The 24277-nt window shown below is 66.5% G+C and carries 23 protein-coding genes; 14 read left to right on the plus strand and 9 right to left on the minus strand.

Going from position 1 to position 24277, the window contains the following annotated elements; genetic code table 11:
* Positions 1-11: 11 nt before the first annotated feature.
* The 5 genes from KUV82_RS11435 to KUV82_RS11455 all read right to left on the minus strand — a co-directional run bounded on the left by KUV82_RS11435 (position 12) and on the right by KUV82_RS11455 (position 4659).
* A complete protein-coding gene (locus KUV82_RS11435; protein ID WP_219954394.1) occupies positions 12-827 on the minus strand; it encodes a transglutaminase family protein in 816 nt (271 codons plus the stop codon).
* Positions 827-1771: an alpha-E domain-containing protein gene (locus KUV82_RS11440; protein WP_219954395.1), complete on the minus strand. Its 945-nt coding sequence runs from the start codon at positions 1769-1771 to the stop codon at positions 827-829. Before KUV82_RS11440 ends, KUV82_RS11435 begins: the two co-directional genes overlap by 1 nt.
* Positions 1771-3198 (minus strand): circularly permuted type 2 ATP-grasp protein, encoded by a 1428-nt coding sequence (locus tag KUV82_RS11445; RefSeq protein ID WP_219954396.1) that lies wholly within the window; start codon positions 3196-3198, stop codon positions 1771-1773. Before KUV82_RS11445 ends, KUV82_RS11440 begins: the two co-directional genes overlap by 1 nt.
* A gap of 82 nt (positions 3199-3280) precedes the next feature.
* A complete protein-coding gene (locus KUV82_RS11450; protein ID WP_219954397.1) occupies positions 3281-4048 on the minus strand; it encodes an esterase/lipase family protein in 768 nt (255 codons plus the stop codon).
* A gap of 56 nt (positions 4049-4104) precedes the next feature.
* Complete coding sequence (locus KUV82_RS11455; RefSeq protein ID WP_219954398.1) at positions 4105-4659, minus strand: DUF3617 domain-containing protein; 555 nt, start codon at positions 4657-4659, stop codon at positions 4105-4107.
* Positions 4660-4755: 96 nt separating this feature from the next.
* Here KUV82_RS11455 and uvrB point away from each other — a divergent pair, with 96 nt between their 5' ends.
* From uvrB to KUV82_RS11480, 5 genes are all read left to right on the plus strand, one after another.
* Complete coding sequence (uvrB, locus tag KUV82_RS11460) at positions 4756-6951, plus strand: excinuclease ABC subunit UvrB (RefSeq protein ID WP_219954399.1); 2196 nt, start codon at positions 4756-4758, stop codon at positions 6949-6951.
* Between the two features lie 115 nt (positions 6952-7066).
* A complete protein-coding gene (locus KUV82_RS11465; protein WP_219954400.1) occupies positions 7067-7858 on the plus strand; it encodes a class I SAM-dependent methyltransferase in 792 nt (263 codons plus the stop codon).
* Positions 7859-7980: 122 nt separating this feature from the next.
* Entirely contained in the window at positions 7981-8526 is a 546-nt protein-coding gene (locus KUV82_RS11470; RefSeq protein ID WP_219954401.1) for a hypothetical protein, read from the plus strand.
* A gap of 51 nt (positions 8527-8577) precedes the next feature.
* On the plus strand, positions 8578-10077 hold the full coding sequence (locus KUV82_RS11475) for a S10 family peptidase (RefSeq protein WP_219954402.1): 1500 nt from the start codon (positions 8578-8580) through the stop codon (positions 10075-10077).
* Positions 10078-10134: 57 nt separating this feature from the next.
* Positions 10135-10722 carry a hypothetical protein gene (locus KUV82_RS11480; RefSeq protein ID WP_219954403.1) on the plus strand — a complete coding sequence of 196 codons (588 nt, stop codon included), beginning with the start codon at positions 10135-10137 and terminating at the stop codon, positions 10720-10722.
* On the opposite strand, the gene KUV82_RS11485 is transcribed toward KUV82_RS11480, so the two are convergent.
* Positions 10661-12772 (minus strand): protein-disulfide reductase DsbD family protein, encoded by a 2112-nt coding sequence (locus KUV82_RS11485; RefSeq protein WP_309148075.1) that lies wholly within the window; start codon positions 12770-12772, stop codon positions 10661-10663. The genes KUV82_RS11480 and KUV82_RS11485 overlap by 62 nt on opposite strands.
* A gap of 25 nt (positions 12773-12797) precedes the next feature.
* Between KUV82_RS11485 and KUV82_RS11490 the strand changes: the two genes are divergently transcribed.
* Positions 12798-14012: an FAD-dependent monooxygenase gene (locus tag KUV82_RS11490; protein ID WP_219954404.1), complete on the plus strand. Its 1215-nt coding sequence runs from the start codon at positions 12798-12800 to the stop codon at positions 14010-14012.
* Here the strand turns inward: KUV82_RS11490 and KUV82_RS11495 are convergent.
* Genes KUV82_RS11495 through hemC form a run of 3 tightly spaced genes read right to left on the minus strand, consistent with a single transcriptional unit; the run spans position 14009 to position 16564 of the window.
* Positions 14009-14896, minus strand: a complete 888-nt coding sequence (locus KUV82_RS11495; RefSeq protein ID WP_219954405.1) for a hypothetical protein — start codon at positions 14894-14896, stop codon at positions 14009-14011. The two genes, KUV82_RS11490 and KUV82_RS11495, sit on opposite strands and share 4 nt — an antisense overlap.
* Positions 14897-14954: 58 nt before the next feature.
* Positions 14955-15635: a uroporphyrinogen-III synthase gene (locus KUV82_RS11500; RefSeq protein WP_258319738.1), complete on the minus strand. Its 681-nt coding sequence runs from the start codon at positions 15633-15635 to the stop codon at positions 14955-14957.
* Positions 15632-16564, minus strand: coding sequence for a hydroxymethylbilane synthase (gene hemC, locus KUV82_RS11505; protein ID WP_219954406.1), 933 nt, complete (start codon positions 16562-16564; stop codon positions 15632-15634). The genes KUV82_RS11500 and hemC overlap by 4 nt, the downstream gene beginning before the upstream one ends.
* A 46-nt stretch (positions 16565-16610) precedes the next feature.
* Here hemC and tsaD point away from each other — a divergent pair, with 46 nt between their 5' ends.
* The 8 genes from tsaD (at position 16611) to KUV82_RS11545 (ending at position 24267) form a co-directional block, all read left to right on the plus strand.
* Positions 16611-17639 carry a tRNA (adenosine(37)-N6)-threonylcarbamoyltransferase complex transferase subunit TsaD gene (gene tsaD / locus KUV82_RS11510; RefSeq protein ID WP_219954407.1) on the plus strand — a complete coding sequence of 343 codons (1029 nt, stop codon included), beginning with the start codon at positions 16611-16613 and terminating at the stop codon, positions 17637-17639.
* The gene (locus KUV82_RS11515; RefSeq protein ID WP_219954408.1) at positions 17636-18628 is read left to right on the plus strand and encodes an NAD(P)H-dependent glycerol-3-phosphate dehydrogenase; all 993 of its coding nucleotides are present in this window, start codon (positions 17636-17638) and stop codon (positions 18626-18628) included. The genes tsaD and KUV82_RS11515 overlap by 4 nt, the downstream gene beginning before the upstream one ends.
* Before the next feature lie 23 nt (positions 18629-18651).
* Positions 18652-20127: a lipopolysaccharide biosynthesis protein gene (locus KUV82_RS11520; RefSeq protein WP_219956312.1), complete on the plus strand. Its 1476-nt coding sequence runs from the start codon at positions 18652-18654 to the stop codon at positions 20125-20127.
* A gap of 89 nt (positions 20128-20216) precedes the next feature.
* Positions 20217-21965, plus strand: coding sequence for a vWA domain-containing protein (locus KUV82_RS11525; RefSeq protein ID WP_219954409.1), 1749 nt, complete (start codon positions 20217-20219; stop codon positions 21963-21965).
* Positions 21966-22007: 42 nt separating this feature from the next.
* Positions 22008-22748: an OmpA family protein gene (locus KUV82_RS11530; protein ID WP_219954410.1), complete on the plus strand. Its 741-nt coding sequence runs from the start codon at positions 22008-22010 to the stop codon at positions 22746-22748.
* Positions 22749-22857: 109 nt separating this feature from the next.
* Positions 22858-23373, plus strand: a complete 516-nt coding sequence (locus KUV82_RS11535; protein ID WP_219954411.1) for a hypothetical protein — start codon at positions 22858-22860, stop codon at positions 23371-23373.
* Positions 23374-23445: 72 nt separating this feature from the next.
* Positions 23446-23811: a response regulator gene (locus tag KUV82_RS11540; protein WP_219954412.1), complete on the plus strand. Its 366-nt coding sequence runs from the start codon at positions 23446-23448 to the stop codon at positions 23809-23811.
* A gap of 69 nt (positions 23812-23880) precedes the next feature.
* A complete protein-coding gene (locus KUV82_RS11545; protein WP_219954413.1) occupies positions 23881-24267 on the plus strand; it encodes a four-helix bundle copper-binding protein in 387 nt (128 codons plus the stop codon).
* Positions 24268-24277: the final 10 nt, after the last annotated feature.

The raw sequence follows: 24277 nt of genomic DNA on the forward strand, positions 1-24277 counted from the left end.
TTCTGGCAGCGCTATTGCTGCACTTGCTGCTGCTCCACGGCAACGTCCACTTCGAGCACGGTCGAGGTGCCGCCGAAGCTAATTCCGGTCACCGGTGCCGCATCGCGGTAATCGCGGCCCGTGGCAACACGAACATAGCGTGCATCGGGGCTGATACCGTTGGAAATGTCGAATCCGACCCAGCCGAGCTCGTCGACGTAGGCTTCGGCCCAGGCGTGGCCTGCCTCCTGCTCGACCCGATCGTTCATCATCAGGTACCCGCTGACATAGCGCGCCGGGATGCCCTGCGACCGCGCGATCCCGATGAAGATATGCGCGTGGTCCTGGCACACGCCGTTTCCAGCCGCGAAGGCTTCTTCGGCCGCCGTGCGCGAATGGGTTGTCCCGGTCTTGTAGGCCACCTTGTCGAGAATGGCGGCCGATAAGCGGTGCAGCGCGTCGATCCGGTCCTCGTCGGCCTTCATGACTTCCGAAGCGAGCGTGCGCATGCCCGGGCCGGGCCGCGTCAGGTCGGTCTGGCCAAGAAAGCTCCACAAGGGCAGGTGCCCGGCGTGGCGACCGATAACGCCTGCATGGTCATGCGTGTCCACCGTACCGCGGCAGGTAACGCGGACTTCCTGCGCGCCCTGCTCCACCGCGACCAGCGTCACCGTGTTGTGATGCTGGTCTTCGTAGGTCAGCTCGGGATGGGCGTGCTCGTATTCCATTTCCCAATCGAGGATTTCCTGCCCCTGCGTTTCCTTGGGTGTCAGGCGCAGCCGCTGCAGCGCGTGCACCACGGGCGTTTCGAAGCGGTAGCGGGTCGTATGGCGGATCGAGAGGCGCATCAGGCAAGGAACCGGTAGTCAGTGGCGATCGCATTCCCGATCGCGGCGTTTGACGCCATGAAGCCGGTGAGGAACTCGTGCAGCCCCTGGTCGAAGACGTCATCGATGGTGAGGTCGGACAGGCGCGTGTCGGCATCGCGCATCAGCGCGTTGCATTCGCCTTCGGTCCCATGCAGCCGGGCCAGCGCAGCGAGATTGTCGCGCAGCTCGCGGTGGCAGAAGGCGAGGCTGCGCGGGAAGCAATCGTCGAGGATCAGGAATTCGCAAATCCCGCGCGAATCGATCTGGCCGGCGTTGAGCCACCGGTAGGCCCTGTCGCCCGAGACCGAGCGCAGCACCTGGTCCCATTGGCCGGTATCGAGGCTCGACCCGACATAGGAGAGCGAGGGCAGCAGCAGGTAGTATTTGATGTCGAGGATGCGCGCGATGCTGTCGCCGCGCTCGAGGAAGGTTCCGGCCTGGCCAAAGTGATAGCCTTCGTCGCGCAGCATAGAGCCTTCCATCGCGCCATGCGCCATGGTCCCCGCGCGGCGGATCGTGGCCACCACGTCCATCACGCGGTTTTCGCCGACCGGGCGCGCCAGCTGGTCCTCGATCTCGAGCCAGTTCTCGTTGATCGCTTCCCACAATTCGCCGCTGATGGCGTTGCGGGCGAGGCGAGCGTTCTGGCGCACCGCGCCGAACATGGCGCGGACCGAGGACGGGTTCTCCTTGTCGCGCAGGATGTAGTTCCACGCCTGCATGCCGGTGTAGGTGCCATGCTTTGCTTCGTAGGCCGCGCGCTGGCCGGCGGTCGACATAACCGAACGCCATTCCTCCTCCGCCGTCACCAGATCGCGGGTGAGAGCCATGCGCAGTCCCGCATCGAGCAGGCGCGCAGTGTTCTCGGCCCGCTCGAGATAGCGGAACATCCAGAACAGTCCGTTGGCGGTCCTACCCAGCATCAGTCTTTAAGCACCCATGTATCCTTGGTGCCGCCGCCCTGGCTGGAGTTCACCACCAGCGACCCCTTCTTGAGCGCGACACGCGTCAGGCCGCCCGGCGTGATATCGATCTTGTCGGGCGAGACGAGCACGAAGGGCCTCAGGTCGACATGGCGCGGGGCAAGCCCCTTCTTGGTGAAGATCGGGCAGGTCGAGAGCGCCAGCGTCGGCTGGGCGATGTAGTTTTCGGGCTTCGCGGCGATCTTCTTGCGAAAGGCCTCGATCTCCTTCTTCGAGGCAGTCGGGCCGATCAGCATGCCGTAGCCGCCCGATCCGTGCACTTCTTTCACCACCAGCTCAGGCAGGTTGTCGAGCACATAGGCGCGCACGTCCTCGTCGGCGCAGCGGTGGGTCTCGACATTGGGAAGCAGCGGCTTCTCGCCGGTGTAGAATTCGACGATCTCCGGCATGAAGGAATAGATCGCCTTGTCGTCGCAAACGCCGGTGCCTGGCGCATTGGCAATCGTCACCCCGCCCGAACGGTAGACATCCATGATGCCCGGCACGCCCAGCACGCTGTCCTCGTTGAAGGTCAGCGGGTCGAGGAAATCGTCGTCGACCCTTCGATAGATCACATCGAGGGGCTTGTAGCCGCTGGTCGTGCGCATCGCGACGCGGCCGTCGATGACGCGCAGGTCGCTGCCTTCCACCAGTTCCGCGCCCATCTGGTCGGCGAGGAAGGCGTGCTCGAAATAGGCCGAATTGTAGATGCCGGGTGTCAGCACCGCGACGGTCGGCTTGCCCTTCGTGCAGGCCGGCGCACAGGCCGCTAGGCTCTTGGCGAGGCGGCGCGGATAGTCGGACACTTGCTCTACCGGTACGCGCATGAAGAGTTCGGGGAACATCTCCATCATCGTTTCGCGGTTTTCGAGCATGTAGCTCACACCCGAGGGGGTGCGCGCGTTGTCTTCGAGGACGTAGAATTCGTCCGGCCCGGTACGCACAAGGTCGATGCCCACGATATGGGTGTAGACCCCGCCCGGCGGCGTGAAGCCCACCATATTCGGGAGCCAGGCTTCGTTGTTTCGGAACAGGCGCTCGGGGATGCGGCCTGCGCGGATGATCTCCTGCCGGTGGTAGAGATCGTGCATGAAGGCGTTGAGCGCGGAGACGCGCTGCTCGATCCCGCGGGTGAGCTTGCGCCATTCGGCTGCCGTGATGACGCGCGGCACCATGTCGAACGGGATCAGCCGTTCCTCGGCCTCGTCCTCGCCATAGACATTGAATGTGATGCCGGTCTTGCGGAAGTTGGTCTCCGCCTCGGCGTGCTTGCGCCGCAGCAGGGCGTTTTCCTGCTCGTCGAACCATTGGCAATAGCCGTCGTAAGCCCCGCGGACGGTGCCGTCGGCCTCGTGCATTTCGTCGAAATACTCGCCGCTGCCGCTCATGATCCCCCGAAGTGGTCGAATTCGCTGCGCCGATGCCTATCAGCGCCGGGCGCAGAACGCACCCCTTCAGGTGACTAAAGGTTCAATCGCGGTCCAGTTCCCCAAGAACCGCCTCGACCGCCTCATGCGTCAGGGTAAAGCCCATGTGCGAACAGCGCAGCGCCACGCTGCGGTCCCGCTCGCCCGGCCGGCCACAGGCCGATCGCGGGTGAACGATGCCATCGCGCGGGCTCCACAAGGCGACCGTTTCGACCGGGGGCTTCTCGTGCACGACAGCCTCAATCTCCGGCTCGTCCACGCGGTGCCCGGCAATCGCCTGGTAGGCGCGCCAGCCATTGTTCGCGCGCGGACTGCCCGAGAAGGGCGAGCCCATGGTGATGACCTTGGCGACCTTGTCGGGATGCGCCTTGGCCAGTTCGCGCGCCATGACCCCGCCGAGGCTCCAGCCCAGCAGGTAGAGCGGTTCCCCGGTGCGCTCGTGCAAATCCACCAGCCGCTTCTCGACCTTGCGGAAGCGTTCTTCCGTGGCGCCGAGGTTGTAGCCGAGGCCCCATTTCTTGGTCGTATGCCCGGCCTTCTCCAGCTTGCGCGCCATCCAGCGCATGCGGATCGGGTGCGCGCCGAAGCCCGGCAGGACCAGGACCGTCTTGGGATTGCGGGCAGGCGCAATCTCCAGCGGCGCGCCCATCTTGCGGCGCAGCGGCTCCAGCGGCCACAGGAATTCGCGCAGCAGCAGCTGCCAGCGCGGACCGCGCGCGTCGTCGGGACAGGGTTCGGAAGCCAGCGCGAGCCGGCGGGCCAACTCTTCGCGTTTGACGAGCGCGGCGTCTTTGAACGGTAACGTTGCCATCACAGTGTAATAATGCGCGATGGGCCGCTTGGCTCCCGTTTTCTGCCTGCGGTCGCTTAAGCGTCGCAGTCGCCGATGCGTTCCTGCGAGCTCGTCATGGTCATGGTCATGGACTGACCGCCCGGCCCTTGCGCTTCCATGGTCATGCGCATTTCCGAGGAAGTTTCGCTGCCGGTACCGGTCATGGTCATGCGCGCCGAACCATCCTCGCCTGCGCTGCAATTCATGATCGCGTCGATCGATCCACCGGATGCTTCAAACTTTTCGAAGGTGCAGTCGGAATCGCCTTCCTGCGCCTGCTTGGCCATTTCCTCGAAGCCCTTCTCGGCCTCTTCTTCGGTCAGGCAGTATTCGTGGGTCTGCGGCCCGCGGTCGAACATGGAGCGCATCATGTCCTGCACCTGCTGCGGCGCATCGGGCACTTCGACATCGACGAATTCGACCGTGGCGCGGTACTTGCCCGCCTGCGGCCGGACCATGTCCTCGGTCGAGGCGGCGGCTTCGGCCATGCTGATTTCGCCGTCGCCATCCGCGTCGGCATCACTGCTGGCTCCGCCTCCGCAGGCTGCAAGGGCGAGGCAGGTAGTGGCGGCAAGTACGATACGTTTCATGCGGTTATCTCCCCAATTCATCTGCAAGGCTAGCAGCCGGAGAGGCTCTGGCAAGCACCGTTGCACACCACCGCGATGTTCCCCATATGTGCACCCATGAGCGAACTCATCATCCGCCGCGGCCTCGAAGAACCCGACACCACGGGAGAGTTCGTCCCCCACAAGCCCGCCCGGCCCGAAAAGTCGATGCCGGGCAAGCCGTTCAAGCTCGTCTCGGACTACACGCCATCGGGCGACCAGCCGACCGCCATTGCCGAGCTGACCGGTTCGGCAAGGGACGGCGACAAGACACAGGTGCTGCTCGGCGTCACCGGATCGGGCAAGACCTTCACCATGGCCAAGGTGATCGAGGAACTGCAGCGCCCGGCGCTGATCCTCGCCCCCAACAAGATCCTCGCCGCCCAGCTCTATGGGGAGTTCAAAAGCTTCTTTCCGGAAAACGCGGTCGAGTATTTCGTCAGCTATTACGACTACTACCAGCCCGAAGCCTACGTGCCGCGAAGCGACACCTACATCGAGAAGGAAAGCTCGGTGAACGAGGCGATCGACCGGATGCGCCACTCGGCCACGCGCGCGCTGCTCGAACGCGACGACGTGATCATCGTCGCCTCGGTCTCGTGCCTCTACGGTATCGGATCGGTCGAAACCTATTCGGCCATGATCTTCGACATCAAGAAGGACACGCAGGTCGACCAGCGCGAGCTGATCCGCAAGCTCGTCGCCCTCCAGTACAAGCGCAACGATGCTGCCTTTGCGCGCGGCAACTTCCGCGTGCGCGGCGACAACCTCGAAATCTTCCCCTCGCACTACGAGGACATGGCCTGGCGCATCAGCTTCTTCGGTGACGAGATCGAAGAGATTAGCGAGTTCGACCCGCTGACCGGCAAGAAGGGCGCCAGCCTCGACAAGGTGCGCGTCTATGCGAATTCGCACTACGTAACCCCCGGCCCGACGATGAAACAGGCGAGCGAGGCCATCAAGTTCGAGCTGCAGGAGCGCCTCAAAGAACTGAACGAGGAAGGCCGGTTGCTCGAAGCGCAGCGGCTGGAGCAGCGCACCAATTTCGATCTCGAGATGATCGCCGCCACCGGCTCCTGCGCAGGCATCGAGAACTACAGCCGCTTCCTCACCGGTCGCCTGCCCGGCGAACCGCCGCCCACGCTGTTCGAATACCTGCCCGAGAATGCGCTGCTGTTCGTCGATGAAAGCCACCAGACCGTGCCGCAAATCGGCGCGATGGCGCGCGGGGACCACCGCCGCAAGCTGACTCTGGCCGAATACGGTTTCCGCCTGCCGTCCTGCATCGACAACCGCCCGCTTCGCTTCAACGAATGGGACGCGATGCGCCCGCAGACCTTCGCGGTTTCGGCCACGCCGGGCCCGTGGGAAATGGAGCAGACCGGCGGCGTCTTTGCCGAACAGGTCATCCGCCCCACCGGCCTCATCGACCCGCCGGTCGAGATCAAGCCGGTCGAGGACCAGGTCCAGGACTGCATCGAGGAATGCAAGAAGACCGCTCAGATGGGCTACCGCACGCTCGTCACCACGCTGACCAAGCGCATGGCGGAAGACCTTACCGAATTCATGCATGAGGCGGGCGTGAAGGTGCGCTACATGCATTCCGACGTGGAGACGCTCGAACGTATCGAGCTGATCCGCGACCTCCGGCTCGGCGTCTACGACGTGTTGGTGGGCATCAACCTGCTGCGCGAGGGCCTCGACATTCCCGAATGTGGGCTGGTCTGCATCCTCGATGCCGACAAGGAAGGGTTCCTGCGTTCGGAGACCAGCCTTGTCCAGACCATCGGCCGTGCCGCGCGCAACGTGGACGGGCGCGTGATCCTTTACGCCGACCGGGTCACCGGCTCGATGGAACGCGCAATGGCGGAAACCGACCGTCGCCGCGAAAAGCAAAAGGCCTATAACGAAGAGCACGGCATCACGCCGCAGACGATCAAGCGCAACATCGCCGATATCGTCGCCGACACCGCCAGCCAGGATGGCGTCACGGTCGATACGGGCGATGACGAGCGCAACAACCTCGTCGGGCACAACCTGCGCGCCTACATCGAGGACCTCGAAAAACGCATGCGCGCCGCCGCCGCCGATCTCGAATTCGAGGAGGCAGGACGCCTGCGCGACGAGATCCGCCGCCTCGAGAACGACGAACTCGGCGTTGGCGAGGAAGAGAAGAAGGCTCCGCGCGTCGGTCGCAGCGATGCCGGGCGGCCCGGCACGCGCAAGACCCGCTACGGAAAGACGCGCTACAAGCGAATGGGCGGCAAGCCCTAGGATCGGCGTCCCATCGACCGGGGGTGCCGCTGTCTCGACCAGCGCCGTGCCGGCCCCTTTTGCTCGCCGCGCCAGCGGTTCATCCTCCCCGACATCTGTTGTGGGAGGAATACCGATGAAATTGTCCCTTAGCCTTGCAGGCGCGCTGGCGCTGTCGCTTGCCGCGTGCAGCGCCGCGCCCGACACCGAAACGGAAGTGCCGGCGGCTGAGCTTGTCTCGGCCGAAACGCTGGCCGCCGCCGTCGCCAATGAAGCGCGTCCCGAAGAGGCGCGCGCGCTCGACGAGAGCCGCAAGCCTGCCGAAGTGCTCGCATTCCTCGGCCTCGAGCAGGGCGACGATGCGGCCGACCTCATTTCGGGCGGCGGCTACTGGGCCGAAATCCTTGCCGAAGCCGTGGGTGATAGCGGCAGCGTAACTGCGCTGGAGCCCGAGCAGTTCTACAACGAGGAACGCTGGACCGCGCTCGCCGAGGCCCAGCCCGGCATCACGCTCGAACGCTACCGCTTCGAGGATTTCCAAAGCGCACCCGACCGCTTCGATTTCGCGGTCATGAACCTCGTCTACCACGACCTTTATTGGACGTCGGAGCAGTTCGACGTGCCGCGTTCGGAACCGGCGGATTATCTGAATACGCTCTATGCCGCGATGAAGCCCGGCGGCGTCGTGGGCGTGATCGACCACGCGGCCAACCCGGGCGACACGCGCGAAACGGTCGAGGCGCTGCACCGGATCGACCCGGCCACCGTTCGTGCCGACTTCGAGAAGGTCGGCTTCGTCCTCGAAGCGGAAAGCGACCTGCTTGCGAACGCGGAAGACGATCACACGACCAACGTCTTTGCGCCGGAAATCCGCGGCAAGACCGACCGCTTCGTGATGAAATTCGTGAAGCCCGCGCCAAGTGAATAAGCGGGCGTGACCCCTTTGGGCGCCTGTCTCAAGGTATAGTAAACACCTGATTAACCGTGATTTTCTGAAACCTTTGCCCTCCGCGATGATTGATTGGGCAAAGGTTTCAGGAGTTTTTTGCCATGCGTATCATCCTACTCGTCGCCAGCCTCATCGCGCTCGCTGCCTGCGGCAATCCCGACGAAAAGGCCGGGGAGGCGAGCGAAGCGGCGGCCGTCATCGCGGCCAACCAGCCCGTCATCGCCACCCGTAGCGGCGAAGCCGATTGGGACGAGGAAGGCGCTCTGCAGTGGCGCTACCAGCCTTCCACTCGCACCGCCGTTCTCGGCCGGGGCGGAGACGACGCCGTGCTCACTCTTTCGTGCAACACGGGTATGACCGGCGACGATACGCTGGCGATGCAATGGATGGGATCGGCTAAGCCGGACGCTAGCGCCACCGTCACCCTCACATCGGATACGCAAACGGCCGAGGTGGTCGTAACGGGCGTTGCCAGCGCAGCGGGCCCGGGCGCGTTCTGGGAAGCCGAGATTGCCGGTGAGAGCCCCGCCTTCGCAATCCTCGCCGCCGGTGAGCCGCCCCTGCGCCTCGAACTGGGCGACACCCGCGTCACCACGCCGCGCAGCGAAGCGCTGGATACCGTTCTCGCCGCCTGCGCCTCCACCTAGGCTTCGGCTAACGCATTTACCCGCCGCTTCGGCTTTGCCATAGCAGCGCGCATGATCACGCGCCTGCTTGCCGCCGCTGCGGTTCTCGCCCTTCCCCTTCCCCTCGCCGCGCAGGACACCGCCGCGCCGACGACCGGGGTGGCGGCGAGTGTCGAACCGCAGGTCCGCACACGCGACCTTGTCGGCACTTTTGGCGGGCAGCGCGTCTCCTACCGCGCCACGGTTGCCGAGACCGTGCTCAAGGGCGATGACGGTAGCGATGAAGCGGTCATCGTCACCACCAGCTATGTGAAGAGCCCGCGCGACACCTCGCGCCCCGTTTTCTTCATCTACAACGGCGGCCCCGGTTCGGGATCGGTGTGGCTGCAGATGGGCGCCTGGGGCCCCAAGCGCGTCGGCATCCCTTCCGATGCGCGCGACGATGGCGCACCGCCCTACCCGCTGCTCGACAATCCCGACAGCCTGCTCGATGTCGCCGACCTCGTGTTCATCGACCCGCCGGGCACGGGCTTCAGCTATCTGACACCCGGCACTGATCCGAAGAAGTACTACGGCCTTCGCGAAGACGCGCGCGCGGTGGCGCAGGTGATCCGCCGATGGATCAACGACAATGGCCGCTGGAACAGCCCCAAGTACCTTGGCGGGGAAAGCTATGGCACAACCCGTAGCGCCATAGTCGTGGACGAGCTGGAAGGCGGGACCTTCAACGATGTGGCGCTCAATGGCCTCATCCTCGTCTCCACCATCCTCGACTTCGCCGCGCGCGAGCCGACACCGGGCAACGAAATGGCCTATGTCGTGACGCTGCCCAACATGGCCGCGGCGGCCTGGTTCCACGGCAAGGCCGAAGCCCCCTCGGTCGAAGCCATCGCCGAGGAAGCCCGCCGTTTCGCCATCGGTCCCTTCGCCACCGCGCTGCTCAAGGGGCAGGACCTGCCGGCTGCCGAACGCGCAGCGGTCCGCGCCGAGCTATCGCGCCTCACCGGCTTGTCCGAAACCTATCTCGACCAAGCGAACCTGCGCGTCACCAGCCAGCGTTTCTACAAGGAGCTGCTGCGCGACCGGGGCCTCACTATCGGCCGTCTCGATGCGCGCTACACCGGTACGGATTACGACAATGCAGGCGAGACGCCCGACAACGATCCCAGCTTCTACGGTATCGATGCGGGCTACACCGCAGCGGTCAACGCCTGGCTGCGCGAAGGGCTGGGTTTTGAGACCGACCGCGAATACCAGTCCATCGGGCGCGAGCCGGGGCGGCACTGGAACTGGTCGCTGAGCAGCGGATGGGGCCGCAACGCCTATCTCAACGTGGCACCGCTGATCGGCAAGGCGATGCGCGAGAATTCGGGCCTGCGCCTGTTCAACGCACAAGGCTATTACGATTTCGCCACGCCCTTCTTCGGCGCGGAATACTCGCTCAACCGCATGGGCATCCCGCAGGATCGGGTGGAGCTGCATTACTACGGATCGGGCCACATGATGTATGTGCGCGACGATGACCGGGTGAAGCTTTCGCGCGATATCCGTAACTTCATCCGCAGCCGCTGAGGATAGCGCGCGCCGCACCGCTTGAACGCGCGCCCTCGGCTAGGCCATAGCGCCCCGATGAACCGCGCTTTCCTCGTTCCCCTGCTGTTGCTGTCGGCCTGCAAGCCGCCGGCCGCCGACGACTATGTCGAACGCGCAAGGATCGACCGGTCGAGCGAAGGCCCGTCAGACCCGATCGATTCCCCCGACACCAGCCGCGCCATCTGGGCAGCGGCATCAGAAGGTGAGCGTCTGCTCTACGGCAATCCCGGCGAACGGCCCTTCTTCGCCATCGAATGCGTGACCGAGCGCGCCGAGCCGGTGATCGCCTATACGCGCTTCGCCCGCGCCGACCCGCACGCCAAGGCGGTACTGGCGCTGATCGGCAACAGCCATGTCGCCCGCTTCAAGATCGATGCGGCGCGCATTGGCGACATCTGGCGCTGGGATGGCGAGGCGCCCGCGCTCGACCCGCGCTGGGACGTTCTGACCGGTACGCGGGAGGTCGAGGCCACGGTGCCGGGTGCCGGCAGCGTAATCCTCAACCCCAGTCCCCTGCCCGGCACGCTGGTCGAGGATTGCCGCGCGATCGCGGCGCCTCCTTCTAGCGAGGAGGCTGAGGACGCGGAGCCGATCGAGCCTTCTCCACCAGAAGATCCGGCGTAAGCACCTGCGGCAATTGCTCGGCCTCGCCGCCGGGCGCGTACCACAGGTAGAGCGGGACGCCCGCCGCGCCCTGGCGGGTCAGCATGCGGCTGATCTCCTCATCGGGCTGCGTCCAGTCACCGCGCAGGGATATGACACCGACCTCTTCGAAGGCCGCGCGCGTTGCCTCGCGCTCGATGGCGACGCTTTCGTTGACCTTGCAGGTCACGCACCAGTCGGCGGTGAACCACACGAAGACCGGGCGCCCCGTGGCGCGCGCTTCGGCGAGTGCCGCTTCGCTGTAGTCGATGGGATCGAGCAGGCTTTCGGCCGAGGCGGTCGGCGCTTCGGGGCGCGGTAGCAGGGCCGTAGCCAGACCGAGGACGGCGACCAGCGCGGCAAGAATCGTGAGCGCCCCGCCGCCCTTGCGCTGAAACACGCCGGTCAGCGCGAGGCCTGCCAGCGCGAGGACACCTAGGCCCAGCACCATCGCGAGATACTCGCCGCCACCTATCCGCCAGACCAGCCAGGCGAGCGCCAGCGCGGTCAGCCCCATGGGCAGCGCCATCCAGCGCCGGAAGGTCTCCATCCAAGCGCCCGGTTTCGGCAAACGGCGGCGCAACGCGGGCACGAAGCCGATGAGCAGGAAGGGCAGCGCAAGCCCAATGCCGAGCGCGACGAACACCAGCAGCCCGTGGATCGGCCGGATGACCAGCGCGGCCCCCAGCGCCGCCGCCATGAAGGGGCCGGTGCACGGTGTCGCCACGAATGCGGCCAGCAATCCGGTCGAGAAAGACCCACCGCGCGAGGGCGCCCCGCCCGATATCGCCATGCCGGGGACTTCGAACACGCCGAGGAAGTTGGCAGTGATCGCCAGCGCCAGCAGGAACAGGCCGACCACGACCACGGGCTCCTGAAGCTGGAAGGCCCAGCCCACCTGCTCGCCCGCCGAACGCAGCAGCAGGATCGCGGCGCCGAGCGCTGCGCAAGCCAGCACCACACCGGCGGTATAGGCCAGCGCATCGATACGCGCCGCGCGCTCCTCGCCCCCCGCCTTGGCGAGCGCCAGCGCCTTGAGGCTGAGGATCGGGAAGACGCAGGGCATGATGTTGAGCAGCAGCCCGCCAAACAGCGCGGCGAGCAGCAGCTGCCACAGCACCGGTTCGGCCCCGCCGCCGCGGATCGGCTTCACCCCTTCGAGCGGCACATCGCCCGGCTCGGCCATGAAACGCACCCCGCGCCCGTTGCCAAGGTCGAGGATACCGGTGATCGTCTCGGGTCGCGGCTGCGCGGTCAAAGTCACACCCTTGGGCGCGGCAAAACGCTCGATCGGGATCTCGGCGACGAGCAAATTGCCTTCGCTGATGAAAGTCTGCGTGCCGGTGTAGATGGCGCGCTCGTTCTCCCCCAGCTCCGCCGTGCCTAGGAACAGGTGCAGCTGCCCAAGCGCGGTCTCTGCCGGGATCGGGATGCCGATCCGCAGCCTGGTGGGTGTAAATTCGAACAGCGCGGCGCTGTCGAGCGGCGGAACAATGGCCGCGCGCCAGGCACCGAAGCGCGGGTCTTCGCCGCTGCGCGATGGATCGAGCGTGAGGCGCGCCTGTTGCGGCACGCAGATCACGTCTGTGCAGGCAAGGTAGTTTGCCGTGACCGCAATCGGGGCAAGGTTCGCCACCGCCGCATCGGCCGGCACTGAAACCGGCACCAACACGGCGTAGTCGCCCTCGTACACGTGGTTCATCAGCTCGGCGATGACGAGGCGCTTGGGCAGCGGATAGAGCGGCTCGCCCGGCTCCCAGCCTTCGGGAAGCTCCCAGTCGAGCTCCATGCCGAGCCCCGCGTCGCCCGGGTTTGACCAATAACCGTGCCATTCGGGGCCCGAGGGCTGGAAATGGAGCGCCAGCATCCAGGTCTCGCCCGGCTGCGGGGCGCCTTCGGCGACCAGCTCGGCGGGCATCTTGTCGCTGCCGGGGCCGCGCGGGGCCCCCTGCGCCAAGGCCGGCATGGCGAAGGCCGCGGCCAGTAGCATCAGCAGCGCGGCAACCCGCTCCAATATCCTTGCGTCGATCACGCTGGCCGATCTAGGGACATGCCCCATGACAGACAAGCGAGACCTGCTGATCCTAGGCGGCGGCCTGGTGGGCATGACCCTGGCCCTGGCGGCCGCGAAAAAGGGCCTTTCGTGCCACCTCGTCGACCGGGCCGATCCGGCCAGCCTCACCGCAGAAGGGTTCGACGGGCGCGCCTCGGCCATTTCGACCGCGAGCTGGCGCCTGTTCCGCCACATCGGGCTGGAAGAGACGCTGGAGCCGCATGGCTGCGACATCGCGGCGATTGCCGTGCTCGACCAAATGAAGGCGGGTCGCCTCGATTTCCGTCCCGAACCGCATGAAGGCACGCTTGGGCGCATGTTCGCCAACCGCCAGCTGCGCCTCGCCTTGCACGAAGCCGCTGCTAAAGAACCGCTGATCGCCTGGCACGCACCGGTCGAAGTCACCTCACGCGATCGCGGGGAGTTCGGGGTTTCCGCGACGCTCGCCGATGGCCGGGTGCTCGAAGCGACGTTGATGGTCGGCGCCGAAGGGCGCGGGTCGCCGAGCCGCGAAGAAGCCGGCTTCAAGATGGCCAGCTGGGACTACAGCCACCGCGCGATGATCGCCGGGCTCGATCATTCGAAATCGCACGAGAACGTGGCTTGGGAAATCTTCTATCCCGACGGGCCCTTCGCCCTGCTCCCGATGCTCGATGGCCCCGACGGCCAGCACCGCAGCGCGCTGGTGTGGACCGTGGACGAGAAGGACGCCGCCGGCGTGCTCAAGCTGTCCGACCGTGCGTTCCTGGCCGAAGTCTACAAGCGCATGGGCAATTTGCTTGGCGATCTCACGCTCAACAGCCAGCGCTCCTCATGGCCGCTCAGCTTCCAGCACACGGCCAAGATCGTGGAGCACCGCCTCGCGCTCATTGGTGACAGCGCGCACGGCATGCACCCGATCGCGGGACAGGGCCTCAATTTGGGCCTGCGCGATGTGGGCGCGCTGGTCGATGTGCTCGACGAGGCGCTGCGGCTCGGCCTCGATCTTGGCGATGCGCAGGTGCTCAAGAAATACGAGGAATGGCGCGCGCTCGATTCGCTCATGGTCATGGGCGCGACCGACAGCCTCACGCGCATTTTCGGCGTCCCCGGCAAGACGGCCAGCGCCGTTCGCCGCCTCGGCATGGCGGGCATCCAGCGCACCAGCTGGCTCAAGCGCTTCTTCATGGACGAAGCCCGCGGCATCTCCGGCGAGCTGCCCGAACTGCTGAAAGCCTAGCTCTCTTCCGCCGGGCTTAGCTGCTCGATCCGGTTGCCCGCCCCGTCGCGCAGATTGCGCGGTTCGAGCACGGCGGCCGTTTCGATGAGGTCGAGCGCCCGCTGGGCCGCCGCATAGCGTTCCGCATCGCGGATCCAGCCTTCGGCGCTCTCGACACCCGGCAGGTTGCGCACTTCGGCAATGGCGGATTCGGTGCGCCCGCTTTCCAGGAACAGCCGCGCGCGTTCGAGGCGGCGCTGCGGCTGGGGCGACGGGGCGCTTTCACGGCGCACAACGAAGAGCTGCGACAGTTCTTCGCTAAAGCGCGCAAAGCCGGTCTGCCCGCTCGGTTCGGCAAGCCGCGGGGCGAGGCCTTCAAGCCGCGCGATCAGCTGGTCGAGCGTGACCGGGTCGCGGCTGGTGCGAATGATGGTGTCGACCGCGTTGGGCAAGCCGTCGCCGAAACGCAGCCGCAGCTGGTCGGCGAGGTAGCCGAGCTCCGCGCCCTTCTCGAGCGCGCGACGGGTCGCAAAGGCAATCAGCAGCCCTTCGGCGCGGGCCGCGTTCCCGGCTGCGGCTTCGGCTTGCAGGTCGAGCCGGGCAAGGCGCTGTTCGGCCGCGGCAAGGCGCTGGTCGAGGCCGCCCTGCTGCTCGGCCACGCGTTCGACCGCTTCCTGGGCTGCCTGGCTGGCAGTGGCGCTCGGCGTGGGGGTCGGCGACGTGGTGGGACTGGCGAGCGTTACCGGCTCATCCTCCTCGATCACGACAGCGGGCTCTTCGTCCCCGGCAAAGGTGTAGACGGCGTAACCGGCAAGGGCGCCGCCGAGAAGAAAACTGGCAAGTACAGCGATCAGGACAGGCCGCGCAGACGGCCCCTTGCTCCTGGAGCTGGTGTAATCGATCATTTACGTCCGTTCCGCGACCCCGTGCGCCCGTTTTCAGGCGCCTCCATCTTTTGGTGGGCTAGGTCTGACACAAAGCGCGGGCCAAGGCCAGTAGGTCGGTGTCCGAAGGCGTGTCTGCGGTGTGGATGGATCGCCATCCGGTGCCCGCCATCGGTTCGACGCGCGGACCGATCAGCGCGAGATCGATACGACTGCGGTCCAGCCCTTCGCGTTCCGCCTCTTCGGCAAAGCGCCGGGCTGCCGCGCCCGAATGCAACGCAACCACGCCGCCCGAACGCAACGCCTCGGCATCCTCGCTCGTCAGGCCTTGCGGCTCTGCGCGATAAACCACGCGCGTTTCCACCGTGACGCTGTCGGGTGCGTGCAGGGGAACGCGGTCCTCGCCGGCCAGCCGTAGCAAGCGCAGCGCGCGCCCATCGAGCGTATCGAGCAAGCCCTGAAGCCCCCCGCGCCCGGTCTGACCGACAAGGAAGCCCGCATTTCGCGCGGCAACGGCGGTAGCTTCACCCACGGCGTGCACGGGCAGCCGGGTGTACGCATCAAGCTGGGGTCCTGCGTGCCGGAAAGCGTTGGCACTGCCCACCAGCAGGCCGTCGAATTCCTCGGGAGAAGGCGCATCCCACGCAACTGGCTCGATGGCAAAAAGCGGCGCGCCGCGAACGTTCATTCCCATGTCCTGCGCGCTCTGAGCGCTGACCGACCAGCCCGGTTCGGGCCGGAAGAGGAACAGCGGCTTCACCCCGCCGCCTGACCGAAGTGGTCGGTGACCGCGCTCGGCGCGGCTTCCAGCAGAGCGCGTGCGAGGTCCAACGGGGCCTGCCGGTCCCCGGCGGCAAAGCGCGCCGTGTCGGCTATCCGGACCGCGCCATCCGGGCTGAAGATCGCCGCGGTGAGCGTGATTGTCTCGCCATCGGTCTGCGAAAGCGCGGCAATGGCGCTGCTGCAACCCCCGCCCAGGCCTTCGAGCAGGCGGCGTTCCGCAGCGATTTCGGCGTGGCTCGGCGCGTGGTCGATAGCGGCGAGGAGGTCGCGCACGCGGTTGTCCTCGCGGCGGCATTCGAGACCGATGGCGGCCTGCGCCGGTGCGGGCAGCCAGTCTGACGGGTCGAGCCGGACGCCCACCGTGTCTTCGCCCAGCCGGTCCAGCCCGGCGGCGGCAAGGAAGGTCGCATCCGCCTCGCCCGCATCGAGCTTGGCCATGCGCGTGGCGACATTACCGCGGATGGAAACTACCTCGAGATCCGGCCGCGCGTGCAGCAGCTGGGCCGCGCGGCGCGGGGCGCTGGTGCCGACCCTTGCACCTTGCGGAATATCGGCGATGGACGCAGCGCCCAGCAGCCGGTCCGCCTTGTCCGCGCGCGGCAAGATGGCGCCAATCACCAGCGCCTCGGGACGAATGGTCTCGACATCCTTCATCGAATGGACAGCCGCGTCGATGCGCCCGTCGACCAGCCACTGGTCGAGTTCGCGGGTCCACAGCGCCTTACCACCGATTTCCGCCAGCGGCCGGTCCTGCACCTTGTCTCCGCTGGCGATCACGGGGACGAGTTCGACCGCCGATTCTTTCCATCCATGCGCTGCGCACAGGCGCGCGCGGGCTTCGTGGGCCTGCGCCATGGCAAGCGGGGATCGGCGGGTTCCGAGGCGGATCAGGGGGGTGTCAGACATACGGGTCGGCTTGCCCTAGCGAGCCACGGCGCTAAGGGGAAGCGGGATGGCACTGGTTCTCGGCATAGAAAGCTCTTGCGACGAAACTGCGGTCGCGCTGGTCGACAGCGCGCGCCGTATCGTGGCGCAGCGCATCGCTTCGCAGGACGAAGAGCACGCGCCCTTCGGCGGCGTGGTGCCGGAGATTGCCGCGCGCGCCCATGCCGAGCGCCTCGCCCCGATGATCGAGGGCGTGCTGGCCGACGCCGGTGTAGGCCTGGCCGATTGCGATGCGATTGCCGCGACCGCCGGGCCGGGTCTCATAGGCGGGGTCATGGTCGGGCTGGTGAGCGCCAAGGCCCTCGCCATGGCGACCGACACGCCGCTGATCGCGATCAACCACCTCGAAGGACATGCGCTGAGCCCGCGCCTTGCCGACGAGAGCATAGAATTTCCCTATGCCCTCCTGCTCGTCTCGGGTGGGCACTGCCAGATTCTCCGGGTCGATGGCGTGGGCGAATACCGCCGCCTTGCGACCACTATCGATGACGCGCTGGGCGAGGCCTTCGACAAGACCGCCAAGATCCTCGGCCTCGGCTTTCCCGGAGGCCCTGCGGTCGAACGCACGGCGCTGGAAGGCGATGCCAGCGCCGTTCCCCTGCCCCGCCCAATGGTCGGCAGCGGCGAACCGCATTTCTCCTTCGCCGGGCTCAAGAGCGCGGTCCTGCGCGCGCATGAGAGCGGCCAATACGCAGTCGCGGACATCGCGGCGAGCTTCCAGCAGGCCGCGGTCGATTGCGTAACCGACCGGTTGCGCATTGCGCTCGAGGGCATGGACGATGTCGACACGCTGGTCGTGGCCGGCGGTGTTGCCGCGAACAAAACCGTGCGCGCCGCGCTTGAAGGCCTCGCCGCCGATCATTCCATGCGCTTTGCCGCCCCGCCACCAAGGCTGTGCACCGACAACGCGGCGATGATCGCCTGGGCCGGTATCGAGCGCCTTGGCCAGGACGACCCTCTCGACATTTCCGCGCGCCCCCGATGGCCGCTGGACCCTGATGCCGAGCCGGTGCGCGGCGCAGGGGTAAAGGCATGAGCGGCGTCGGCGTCCTTGGAGCTGGAGCATGGGGCACGGCGCTGGCGCAAATGCTCGCCAGCGATGGGCGCGAGGTGCTGATCTGGGCCCGCGAGGAAGAGCTGGTCGAGGAGATCAATTCGAAGCGCACCAACTCGCTCTTCCTGCCGTCTGCAAAGCTTTCCGAGACCATCCGCGCGACCGGAGATCTGGGCGAAATGGCGGCGCTCGACGCGCTGCTGGTCGTTACGCCTGCGCAGCATATGGGCAGCGTGCTGTCCGCCATGCCGGCCCATCCGCGCGATCTCGTGCTGTGTTCCAAGGGGATCGAGGCGGGCAGCGGCCGGTTGATGAACCATGTGGCCAAGGACGCCGCGCCCGGCAGCGCGATTGCCGTCTTGTCCGGCCCGACCTTCGCGCATGAAGTCGCCGCCGGCTTACCGACCGCCGTCACGCTCGCCTGCGCCGAGGGCGAAGAGCAGTGGGATCGCATCGCCCCCGTGGTCGCGCGCCAGACCTTCCGGCCCTATTATTCGGACGACGTGACGGGCGCCGAAATCGGCGGCTCGGTCAAGAACGTGCTCGCCATTGCCTGCGGCGTGGTCGACGGGCTTGGCCTCGGCCAGAACGCCCGCGCGGCGCTCATCGCGCGCGGCTATGCCGAAATGCTGCGCTTTGGCGAGGCGCTGGGGGCACGGGCCGAAACGCTCGCGGGCCTGTGCGGCCTCGGCGACCTCGTGCTCACCTGCTCGTCCACTTCAAGCCGCAATTTCTCGCTCGGCAAGGCCTTGGGCGAAGGGCAAAAGGCCGAAGACCTGATGGCCGACCGCCGCACGGTGGCCGAAGGCGCGCACACAGCGCCCGTGCTGGTCGAACTCGCCGCACGCCATGCGGTCGCCATGCCTATCGTTACCGCGGTCTATGGCCTCCTCAAGGGCGATGAACCGCGCGAGGTCGTCTCCGGCCTCCTCTCGCGCCCCTTGCGCGCCGAACAGGGAAGCGCCGAGTGACAGCGGAAAAACCCGACGAGGATATGTCCGCCCTCGCCAAGGGCGGCAGGCAGAACTTTTTCGGCTTCATCCTGCGCCTCGTCGCGCGGCTGCCGTTCCTGTTTATTGCCGGGCGCCTTTACGGCCCCGATGCGCTGGGCCGCTTCGCTTCCGCGCTGGTGGTGGTCGAGCTGGTCGCGCTGGTCTGCGCGATGGGCGAGAAACGCGGTCTTGCGCAGCGGCTGGCCGAGGGCGAGGACGCGCATCCAGCGAACCTCGTCTACGACGGGATGCTGCTGGCGCTGATCTTTTCAGGCCTTGCCGCCGTGTTCTTCTGGTTCGTGCCCGCCCCGCTGTTCCCGAGCGGCGAGTTCACCGAGCTCGACCGCTTCATCGTGCTCGCCATCCCCGGCTATGCGCTGACCGAGATCGTGCTCGCCGCACAGGCCTACAAATACGATATCGCCACCACTGTCCGCGCCCGCGCGGTGGTCGAGCCGTGGACGATCTCGATCATGGCAGGGGTGTTCTACTTCTGGCCCGCCGTGAGCGATTCCGGCCTCGCCATGGCCTACCTCGCCTCGATCTACGCAGGCCTCGCGACAGGCCTGTGGTCGTTCTTCCGCTGCTACGGTCCGCCGCGCCACTGGCGCCCGCACCCTGTCTACATGGGCCGCATGACCATGCGCGCGCTGCCGCTTGCCACCGCCGATGCAATCGAATGGGGCACGCGCCGTGTGGACATCTTCATCCTCGGCCTGTTCGCCGCGCCTGCTGCAGTCGGCGTCTATTACATCGCCCAGCAGGTCGCTTCGCTGCCGCAGAAGCTGAAGACCAGTTTCGAGCCGATCCTTGGCCCCGTCATTACCAAGAACCTCAAGACCAAGAACTACGAGGCCATCGCCCGGCAGATCTGCCAGGTCGGCTTCTGGATCGTCGCCATGCAGGCCGGCATCGCGCTGGCGCTGGGCGTACCGGGCGAAGCTGTCATGGGCCTTGTCGGGCCAGAGTTCGTCGGCGGTACGGGCGCGCTCGCCTTCCTGCTTATCGCCGAAGTGGTCGCCGCCACGGCCGTCGTCTCCGAGGCCGTGCTGGTCTATGTCGCGCGGGTCCGCAATCTGTGGATCTCGATTGCCACCATCGTGCTGCAGGCGGTGCTGACCGTGGTGCTGATCGAAGCCATGGTGCGCGGCGGCTATGGCGAGCCCTACAAGGCTGCTGCCGCCGCCATTGCGCTGATGCTGGCACTCGGCACAGCGAGCCTCGTGAAGGCCGTGCTGCTGTCGAAAATCCTCGGACACACGATCAACACGTTCCGCTGGCCGCTCGTCTGGGCGGTCGCCCCGGCGGTGCTGGTGGGCTGGCTTGCAACCCAGCTTCCCGAGTGGGCGGAGCTGATCGTCGGCATCCCCGCAATCCTCGGCATCTATGGCCTGGTGATCTGGAAAAAGGGCTTCGGCCCCGAAGATCGAGTGCTTTTCAAGCGCAATCTCGACAAGGACGAACCATCTGAAACCTAAGCGGTTTCGTGCTTCCCCATACCGTTCAGACAGCGTTCACCGCCCAAGGAGGTAACGTTGTAACACCGAGATAACGGGGAGGACTGCCCATGCGTTTCGCCAAGCTTGCCACCGCCTGCGCCGCCGCTGCATTGATTGCCGGTTGCGCGTCCCAGCAGGGGGGCGACGAGATCATCACCACCGCATCCAAGGCGCAGACATCCGACAGCGGCCGGGCACCGCCACCGCCCCCACCGCCTCCTCCTCCGCCGCCCCCTCCTGCAAGCTACGCCTCGCCGCAGGCCGTCGTGGTCACGGGGTCGCGCGTCCAGGGCGGTGTCGTGATGGAATCGGCGGCACCCGTCAGCGTGATTGCCGCCGACGAGGTCCTCGACGCAGAAACCGGTGCGGTCATCGTAGACCCGGGCTACCGCTATTTCCCGCCGGTCTTCGTGCCCAGCCCGTCCAGCCGCGACCAATACGAGGGCGAAGAGGTCTCGCCGGTCAAACTTGTCGCCAGCGAGCCTGTCTCGACCTTCTCGGTCGATGTCGACACCGGCGCTTACACCAACGCGCGGCGGTTCATTTCCGAAGGGCAAATGCCGCCCAAGGCATCGGTGCGGACCGAAGAGTTCGTGAACTATTTCCGGTACGATTACGACCGGCCCGACACCACCGACCAGCCCTTCACGGTGAACACCGATGTCGCGGTGACGCCGTGGAACGCGAACTCGCGCCTCGTGCGGATCGGCCTTGCCGGATACGAAATGCCGGAAGAGGAACGCCCGCCGGCAAACCTCGTCTTCCTGCTCGATGTCTCGGGCTCCATGTCGAGCCCCGACAAGCTGCCGCTGGTGAAGACCGCCATGCGCCAGCTCGCCGGTCAGCTGACCGACAAGGACCGCGTTTCGATCGTCGTCTACGCAGGCGCTGCGGGCCTCGTGCTCGAACCCACCAATGACGAGCGCAAGATCAAGGACGCGCTAGACCAGCTCAACGCGGGCGGTTCGACCGCGGGCGGTGCCGGTATCGAGCTCGCCTACCGCGTGGCCGAAGCCAGCCGGATCGAGGGCGGCGTCAATCGCGTGATCCTTGCGACCGACGGCGATTTCAACGTCGGCACCTCGGACCGGGAATCGCTGGTCGAGCTGATCGAGAAGAAGCGCGAGACCGGCGTCACCCTGTCGGTGCTCGGCTTCGGTCGCGGCAACTTGAACGATGCGATGATGGAGCAGGTCGCCAACAACGGGAATGGCAACTATTCCTACATCGACAGCGCGCTGGAAGCCCGCAAGGTGCTGGGCGATGAAATGGGCGCAACGCTCTTCACCATTGCCAAGGACGTGAAGATCCAGGTCGAGTTCAACCCGGCCGTGGTCAGCCAGTACCGTCTCGTCGGCTACGAGAACCGCGTCCTTCGCGAACAGGATTTCGACAACGACGCGGTCGATGCGGGCGATATCGGTGCCGGCCACCAGGTGACCGCCATCTATGAAGTCGTGCCGGTTGGCGCGAAGGGCTGGATCGCGGGCCGCCGCTACGAGGACACACCCGATGCACGGGCGACGCAGCTGGCTGCCGAAGCGGCCTATATCAAGCTGCGCTACAAGCTGCCCGATGGCGAAAAATCGACGCTGCTGACCTACACCCTGCCCGCCAGCGCGCTCAGCACCACGCGGGCGCCGGGCGGCGATTTCGCCTTTGCTAGCGCGGTCGCGGCCTTCGGGCAGAAGCTGCGCGGCGATGCGATGCTGGCCGACTATTCCTACCCCCAGATCGCCGCGCTCGCGGGCAATCCGCGCGGTTTCTGGCGGCAGGAGTTCGTCCAACTGGTGAAGACCGCACAGGGCCTCGAATAGGCCGCTTGGCAGGCGGGTCGGCAGGCGGCTAAGAGCCGTGGTATGCCGATCCGCCCTTCTCTCGCCTTTTTCGCCGGAGCCGTGATCGTCGGCGTGAGCGGTTACCTGCTCGCCGAACCGATGGCGCCCGGATTTGTCGACCGGCTCGAGGCCGAGGCTGAGGTCGCCATCGCCGACGCGGGCGGCACCGGCGTGACCGCGCGCTTTGCCAATGCCGCCGGATCGCCCACCCGCCACCCGCTGCTTTCGGGCGGCGAGACGCTGGACGAAGCCACCCGCGCCCAAGTGGCCCGCGCGGTATCGGCAGTGCCCGGCGTGGGCGGCGTCGTGTGGAGCGACGGGACCATGCGCGCCGAAAGCGACGAGCCGGTCTACCAGCCGCTCCACTGCCAGGAGGATGTCGAAGGCCTGCTGCGGACCCGCTCGATCCGCTTCGAGGAAGCCAGCAGCGCGCTGCTGCCTGCAAGCCGCATCCTGCTCGACGAGGTTGCCGACGCGCTGCGCCCCTGTCTCGGCTCGATCATCGCCATCACCGGCCACACCGATCAGTCGGGCCCCGAGCCGGGCAATCTTGCGCTGAGCATGGACCGTGCGCGCGCCGTGCGCGAGGCGCTGGTGCGCCGCGGCATCCCGCGCGACGGCCTGCGCGCCAACGGCATCGGATCGCAGCAGCCGGTTGATGGGCTCGCCCCGACCGACCCCGCCAACCGCCGTATCGAATTCTCGGTCATCCGTACCGAGCCGCTTCGCCCCACCCCTGTCGACACACCGGGAGCCCGCTGACATGCCGCTGTGGTTCGAACTCGCCGTGCTGATGATCGTCGCCTATGGCGCCGGCATCGGGATTGGCTGGGCCCTGTGGGGCCGTCACGAAAGCTAGGGAATTATTCGCATGACCGAATTGCTGCAAACCTATTGGCCGATGCTGGTCGCCGCGCTGGTCGTCGGCATCGTCATCGCCTGGTACGTCTTCAGTGCCTCGCGCAAGACGCGGGTCACCGGCACGTCCAAGGATGTCCTCGACGAAGGCGCCGCGCCGGCGCAGCGTAACAAGGCGCTGATCGACGCCGCGCCCGCCGCAACGCCCATGGCCCCGGCCGACGGCGTACCGCCGACGACGCCCGCAGCTGAACCTGTGCCGGCCAAAGCTGCCGCTCCGGCCTCTGGCGGGGACGAGCTCACGCGGATCAAGGGCCTCGGGCCCAAGCTTGCTGGCACGCTGCGCGATATGGGCGTGACAAGTTTCGCCCAGATCGCCGCCTGGGACGATGCGGAGATCGACCGTGTCGACGCCCAGCTCGGCCGCTTCCAGGGCCGCATCCGGCGCGATGACTGGGTGGGTCAGGCCAAGCTGCTCGCCAGCGGCGACGAGGCCGGGTTTACGGGCAAATACGGAAACACGCGCTAAGCCGGGAACAACACGCGTTGTCCCAGGTTAATTTCGTTGGAGCAGGAGAAACATCCAACGAGGAGAGGCTGAATGGGACAGCAGCAGCTGCGCGTATTGGTCGCCGAAGATGAAATGATCGTCGGCTACGATCTGTGCGATACGGTCGCTGAGGCGGGGTATTTTGTCGAAGGGCCGTTCGATGACCTGTCCTCTGCCATGCTCGCCTACCAGAAGGCCAAGCCGGACATCGCCATCCTCGACATCCAGCTGGGCGACGGCATCGTCTACCCGCTGGCCGAACAGATGATGGCAGAGGATGTGCCCGTCATTTTCCACTCCGGCGCGCTGACCCCCGATGAAGTGGTGGAACGCTTCCCCAAGGCGCAGGCGCTGGCCAAGCCCTGCCCGCCGGCAGCCGTGATCGAATCGGTCCAGCGCGCTGCCGCTACGGCCTGACCCAACCCGCGGGAACGCAGTGAGAAGCCTCGCGGTTGAGGAATAAACCCCTCAGCCGAAAGGACATCCATGTCACTGCCCTCCATGATCGCGGCCCATCCGCAGGTCGATAACGAAACCGAAGAACTCGTCCTTGCCGCACGGCACGCCATGCTGTGCTCGCTTTTCTGCACCAGCTGCGCCGACGCCTGTGTGGCTGAGGACATGGACATGGCGCAGTGCATCCGTAACTGCCTCGATTGCGCCGATGTCTGCGCGGCAACCGCCCGCCTCGCCACGCGCCGCACGGCCCAGAATATCGAAGTGCTGCGCGCCCAGCTGGAAGCCTGCATCACGGCCTGCGAAACCTGCGCTGCCGAATGCGAGGGCCACGACAACCCCCACTGCCAGCTCTGCGCCAAGATGTGCCGCGAATGCGCGGACGACTGCCGCAAGGCCTTGCCGCTCGTAAAATAGGGGATTCGTG

The sequence above is a fragment of the Qipengyuania flava genome (genome assembly GCF_019448255.1).
Lineage (GTDB): Bacteria > Pseudomonadota > Alphaproteobacteria > Sphingomonadales > Sphingomonadaceae > Qipengyuania > Qipengyuania flava_A.

Bases quoted from the DNA above. Each gene is read 5' to 3' on its own strand.
- KUV82_RS11435 (WP_219954394.1), bottom strand. From the start codon at position 827: ATGCGCCTCTCGATCCGCCATACGACCCGCTACCGCTTCGAAACGCCC.
- KUV82_RS11440 (WP_219954395.1), bottom strand. From the start codon at position 1,771: ATGCTGGGTAGGACCGCCAACGGACTGTTCTGGATGTTCCGCTATCTC.
- KUV82_RS11445 (WP_219954396.1), bottom strand. From the start codon at position 3,198: ATGAGCGGCAGCGGCGAGTATTTCGACGAAATGCACGAGGCCGACGGC.
- KUV82_RS11450 (WP_219954397.1), bottom strand. From the start codon at position 4,048: ATGGCAACGTTACCGTTCAAAGACGCCGCGCTCGTCAAACGCGAAGAG.
- KUV82_RS11455 (WP_219954398.1), bottom strand. From the start codon at position 4,659: ATGAAACGTATCGTACTTGCCGCCACTACCTGCCTCGCCCTTGCAGCC.
- uvrB (WP_219954399.1), top strand. From the start codon at position 4,756: ATGAGCGAACTCATCATCCGCCGCGGCCTCGAAGAACCCGACACCACG.
- KUV82_RS11465 (WP_219954400.1), top strand. From the start codon at position 7,067: ATGAAATTGTCCCTTAGCCTTGCAGGCGCGCTGGCGCTGTCGCTTGCC.
- KUV82_RS11470 (WP_219954401.1), top strand. From the start codon at position 7,981: ATGCGTATCATCCTACTCGTCGCCAGCCTCATCGCGCTCGCTGCCTGC.
- KUV82_RS11475 (WP_219954402.1), top strand. From the start codon at position 8,578: ATGATCACGCGCCTGCTTGCCGCCGCTGCGGTTCTCGCCCTTCCCCTT.
- KUV82_RS11480 (WP_219954403.1), top strand. From the start codon at position 10,135: ATGAACCGCGCTTTCCTCGTTCCCCTGCTGTTGCTGTCGGCCTGCAAG.
- KUV82_RS11490 (WP_219954404.1), top strand. From the start codon at position 12,798: ATGACAGACAAGCGAGACCTGCTGATCCTAGGCGGCGGCCTGGTGGGC.
- KUV82_RS11495 (WP_219954405.1), bottom strand. From the start codon at position 14,896: ATGATCGATTACACCAGCTCCAGGAGCAAGGGGCCGTCTGCGCGGCCT.
- hemC (WP_219954406.1), bottom strand. From the start codon at position 16,564: ATGTCTGACACCCCCCTGATCCGCCTCGGAACCCGCCGATCCCCGCTT.
- tsaD (WP_219954407.1), top strand. From the start codon at position 16,611: ATGGCACTGGTTCTCGGCATAGAAAGCTCTTGCGACGAAACTGCGGTC.
- KUV82_RS11515 (WP_219954408.1), top strand. From the start codon at position 17,636: ATGAGCGGCGTCGGCGTCCTTGGAGCTGGAGCATGGGGCACGGCGCTG.
- KUV82_RS11520 (WP_219956312.1), top strand. From the start codon at position 18,652: ATGTCCGCCCTCGCCAAGGGCGGCAGGCAGAACTTTTTCGGCTTCATC.
- KUV82_RS11525 (WP_219954409.1), top strand. From the start codon at position 20,217: ATGCGTTTCGCCAAGCTTGCCACCGCCTGCGCCGCCGCTGCATTGATT.
- KUV82_RS11530 (WP_219954410.1), top strand. From the start codon at position 22,008: ATGCCGATCCGCCCTTCTCTCGCCTTTTTCGCCGGAGCCGTGATCGTC.
- KUV82_RS11535 (WP_219954411.1), top strand. From the start codon at position 22,858: ATGACCGAATTGCTGCAAACCTATTGGCCGATGCTGGTCGCCGCGCTG.
- KUV82_RS11540 (WP_219954412.1), top strand. From the start codon at position 23,446: ATGGGACAGCAGCAGCTGCGCGTATTGGTCGCCGAAGATGAAATGATC.
- KUV82_RS11545 (WP_219954413.1), top strand. From the start codon at position 23,881: ATGTCACTGCCCTCCATGATCGCGGCCCATCCGCAGGTCGATAACGAA.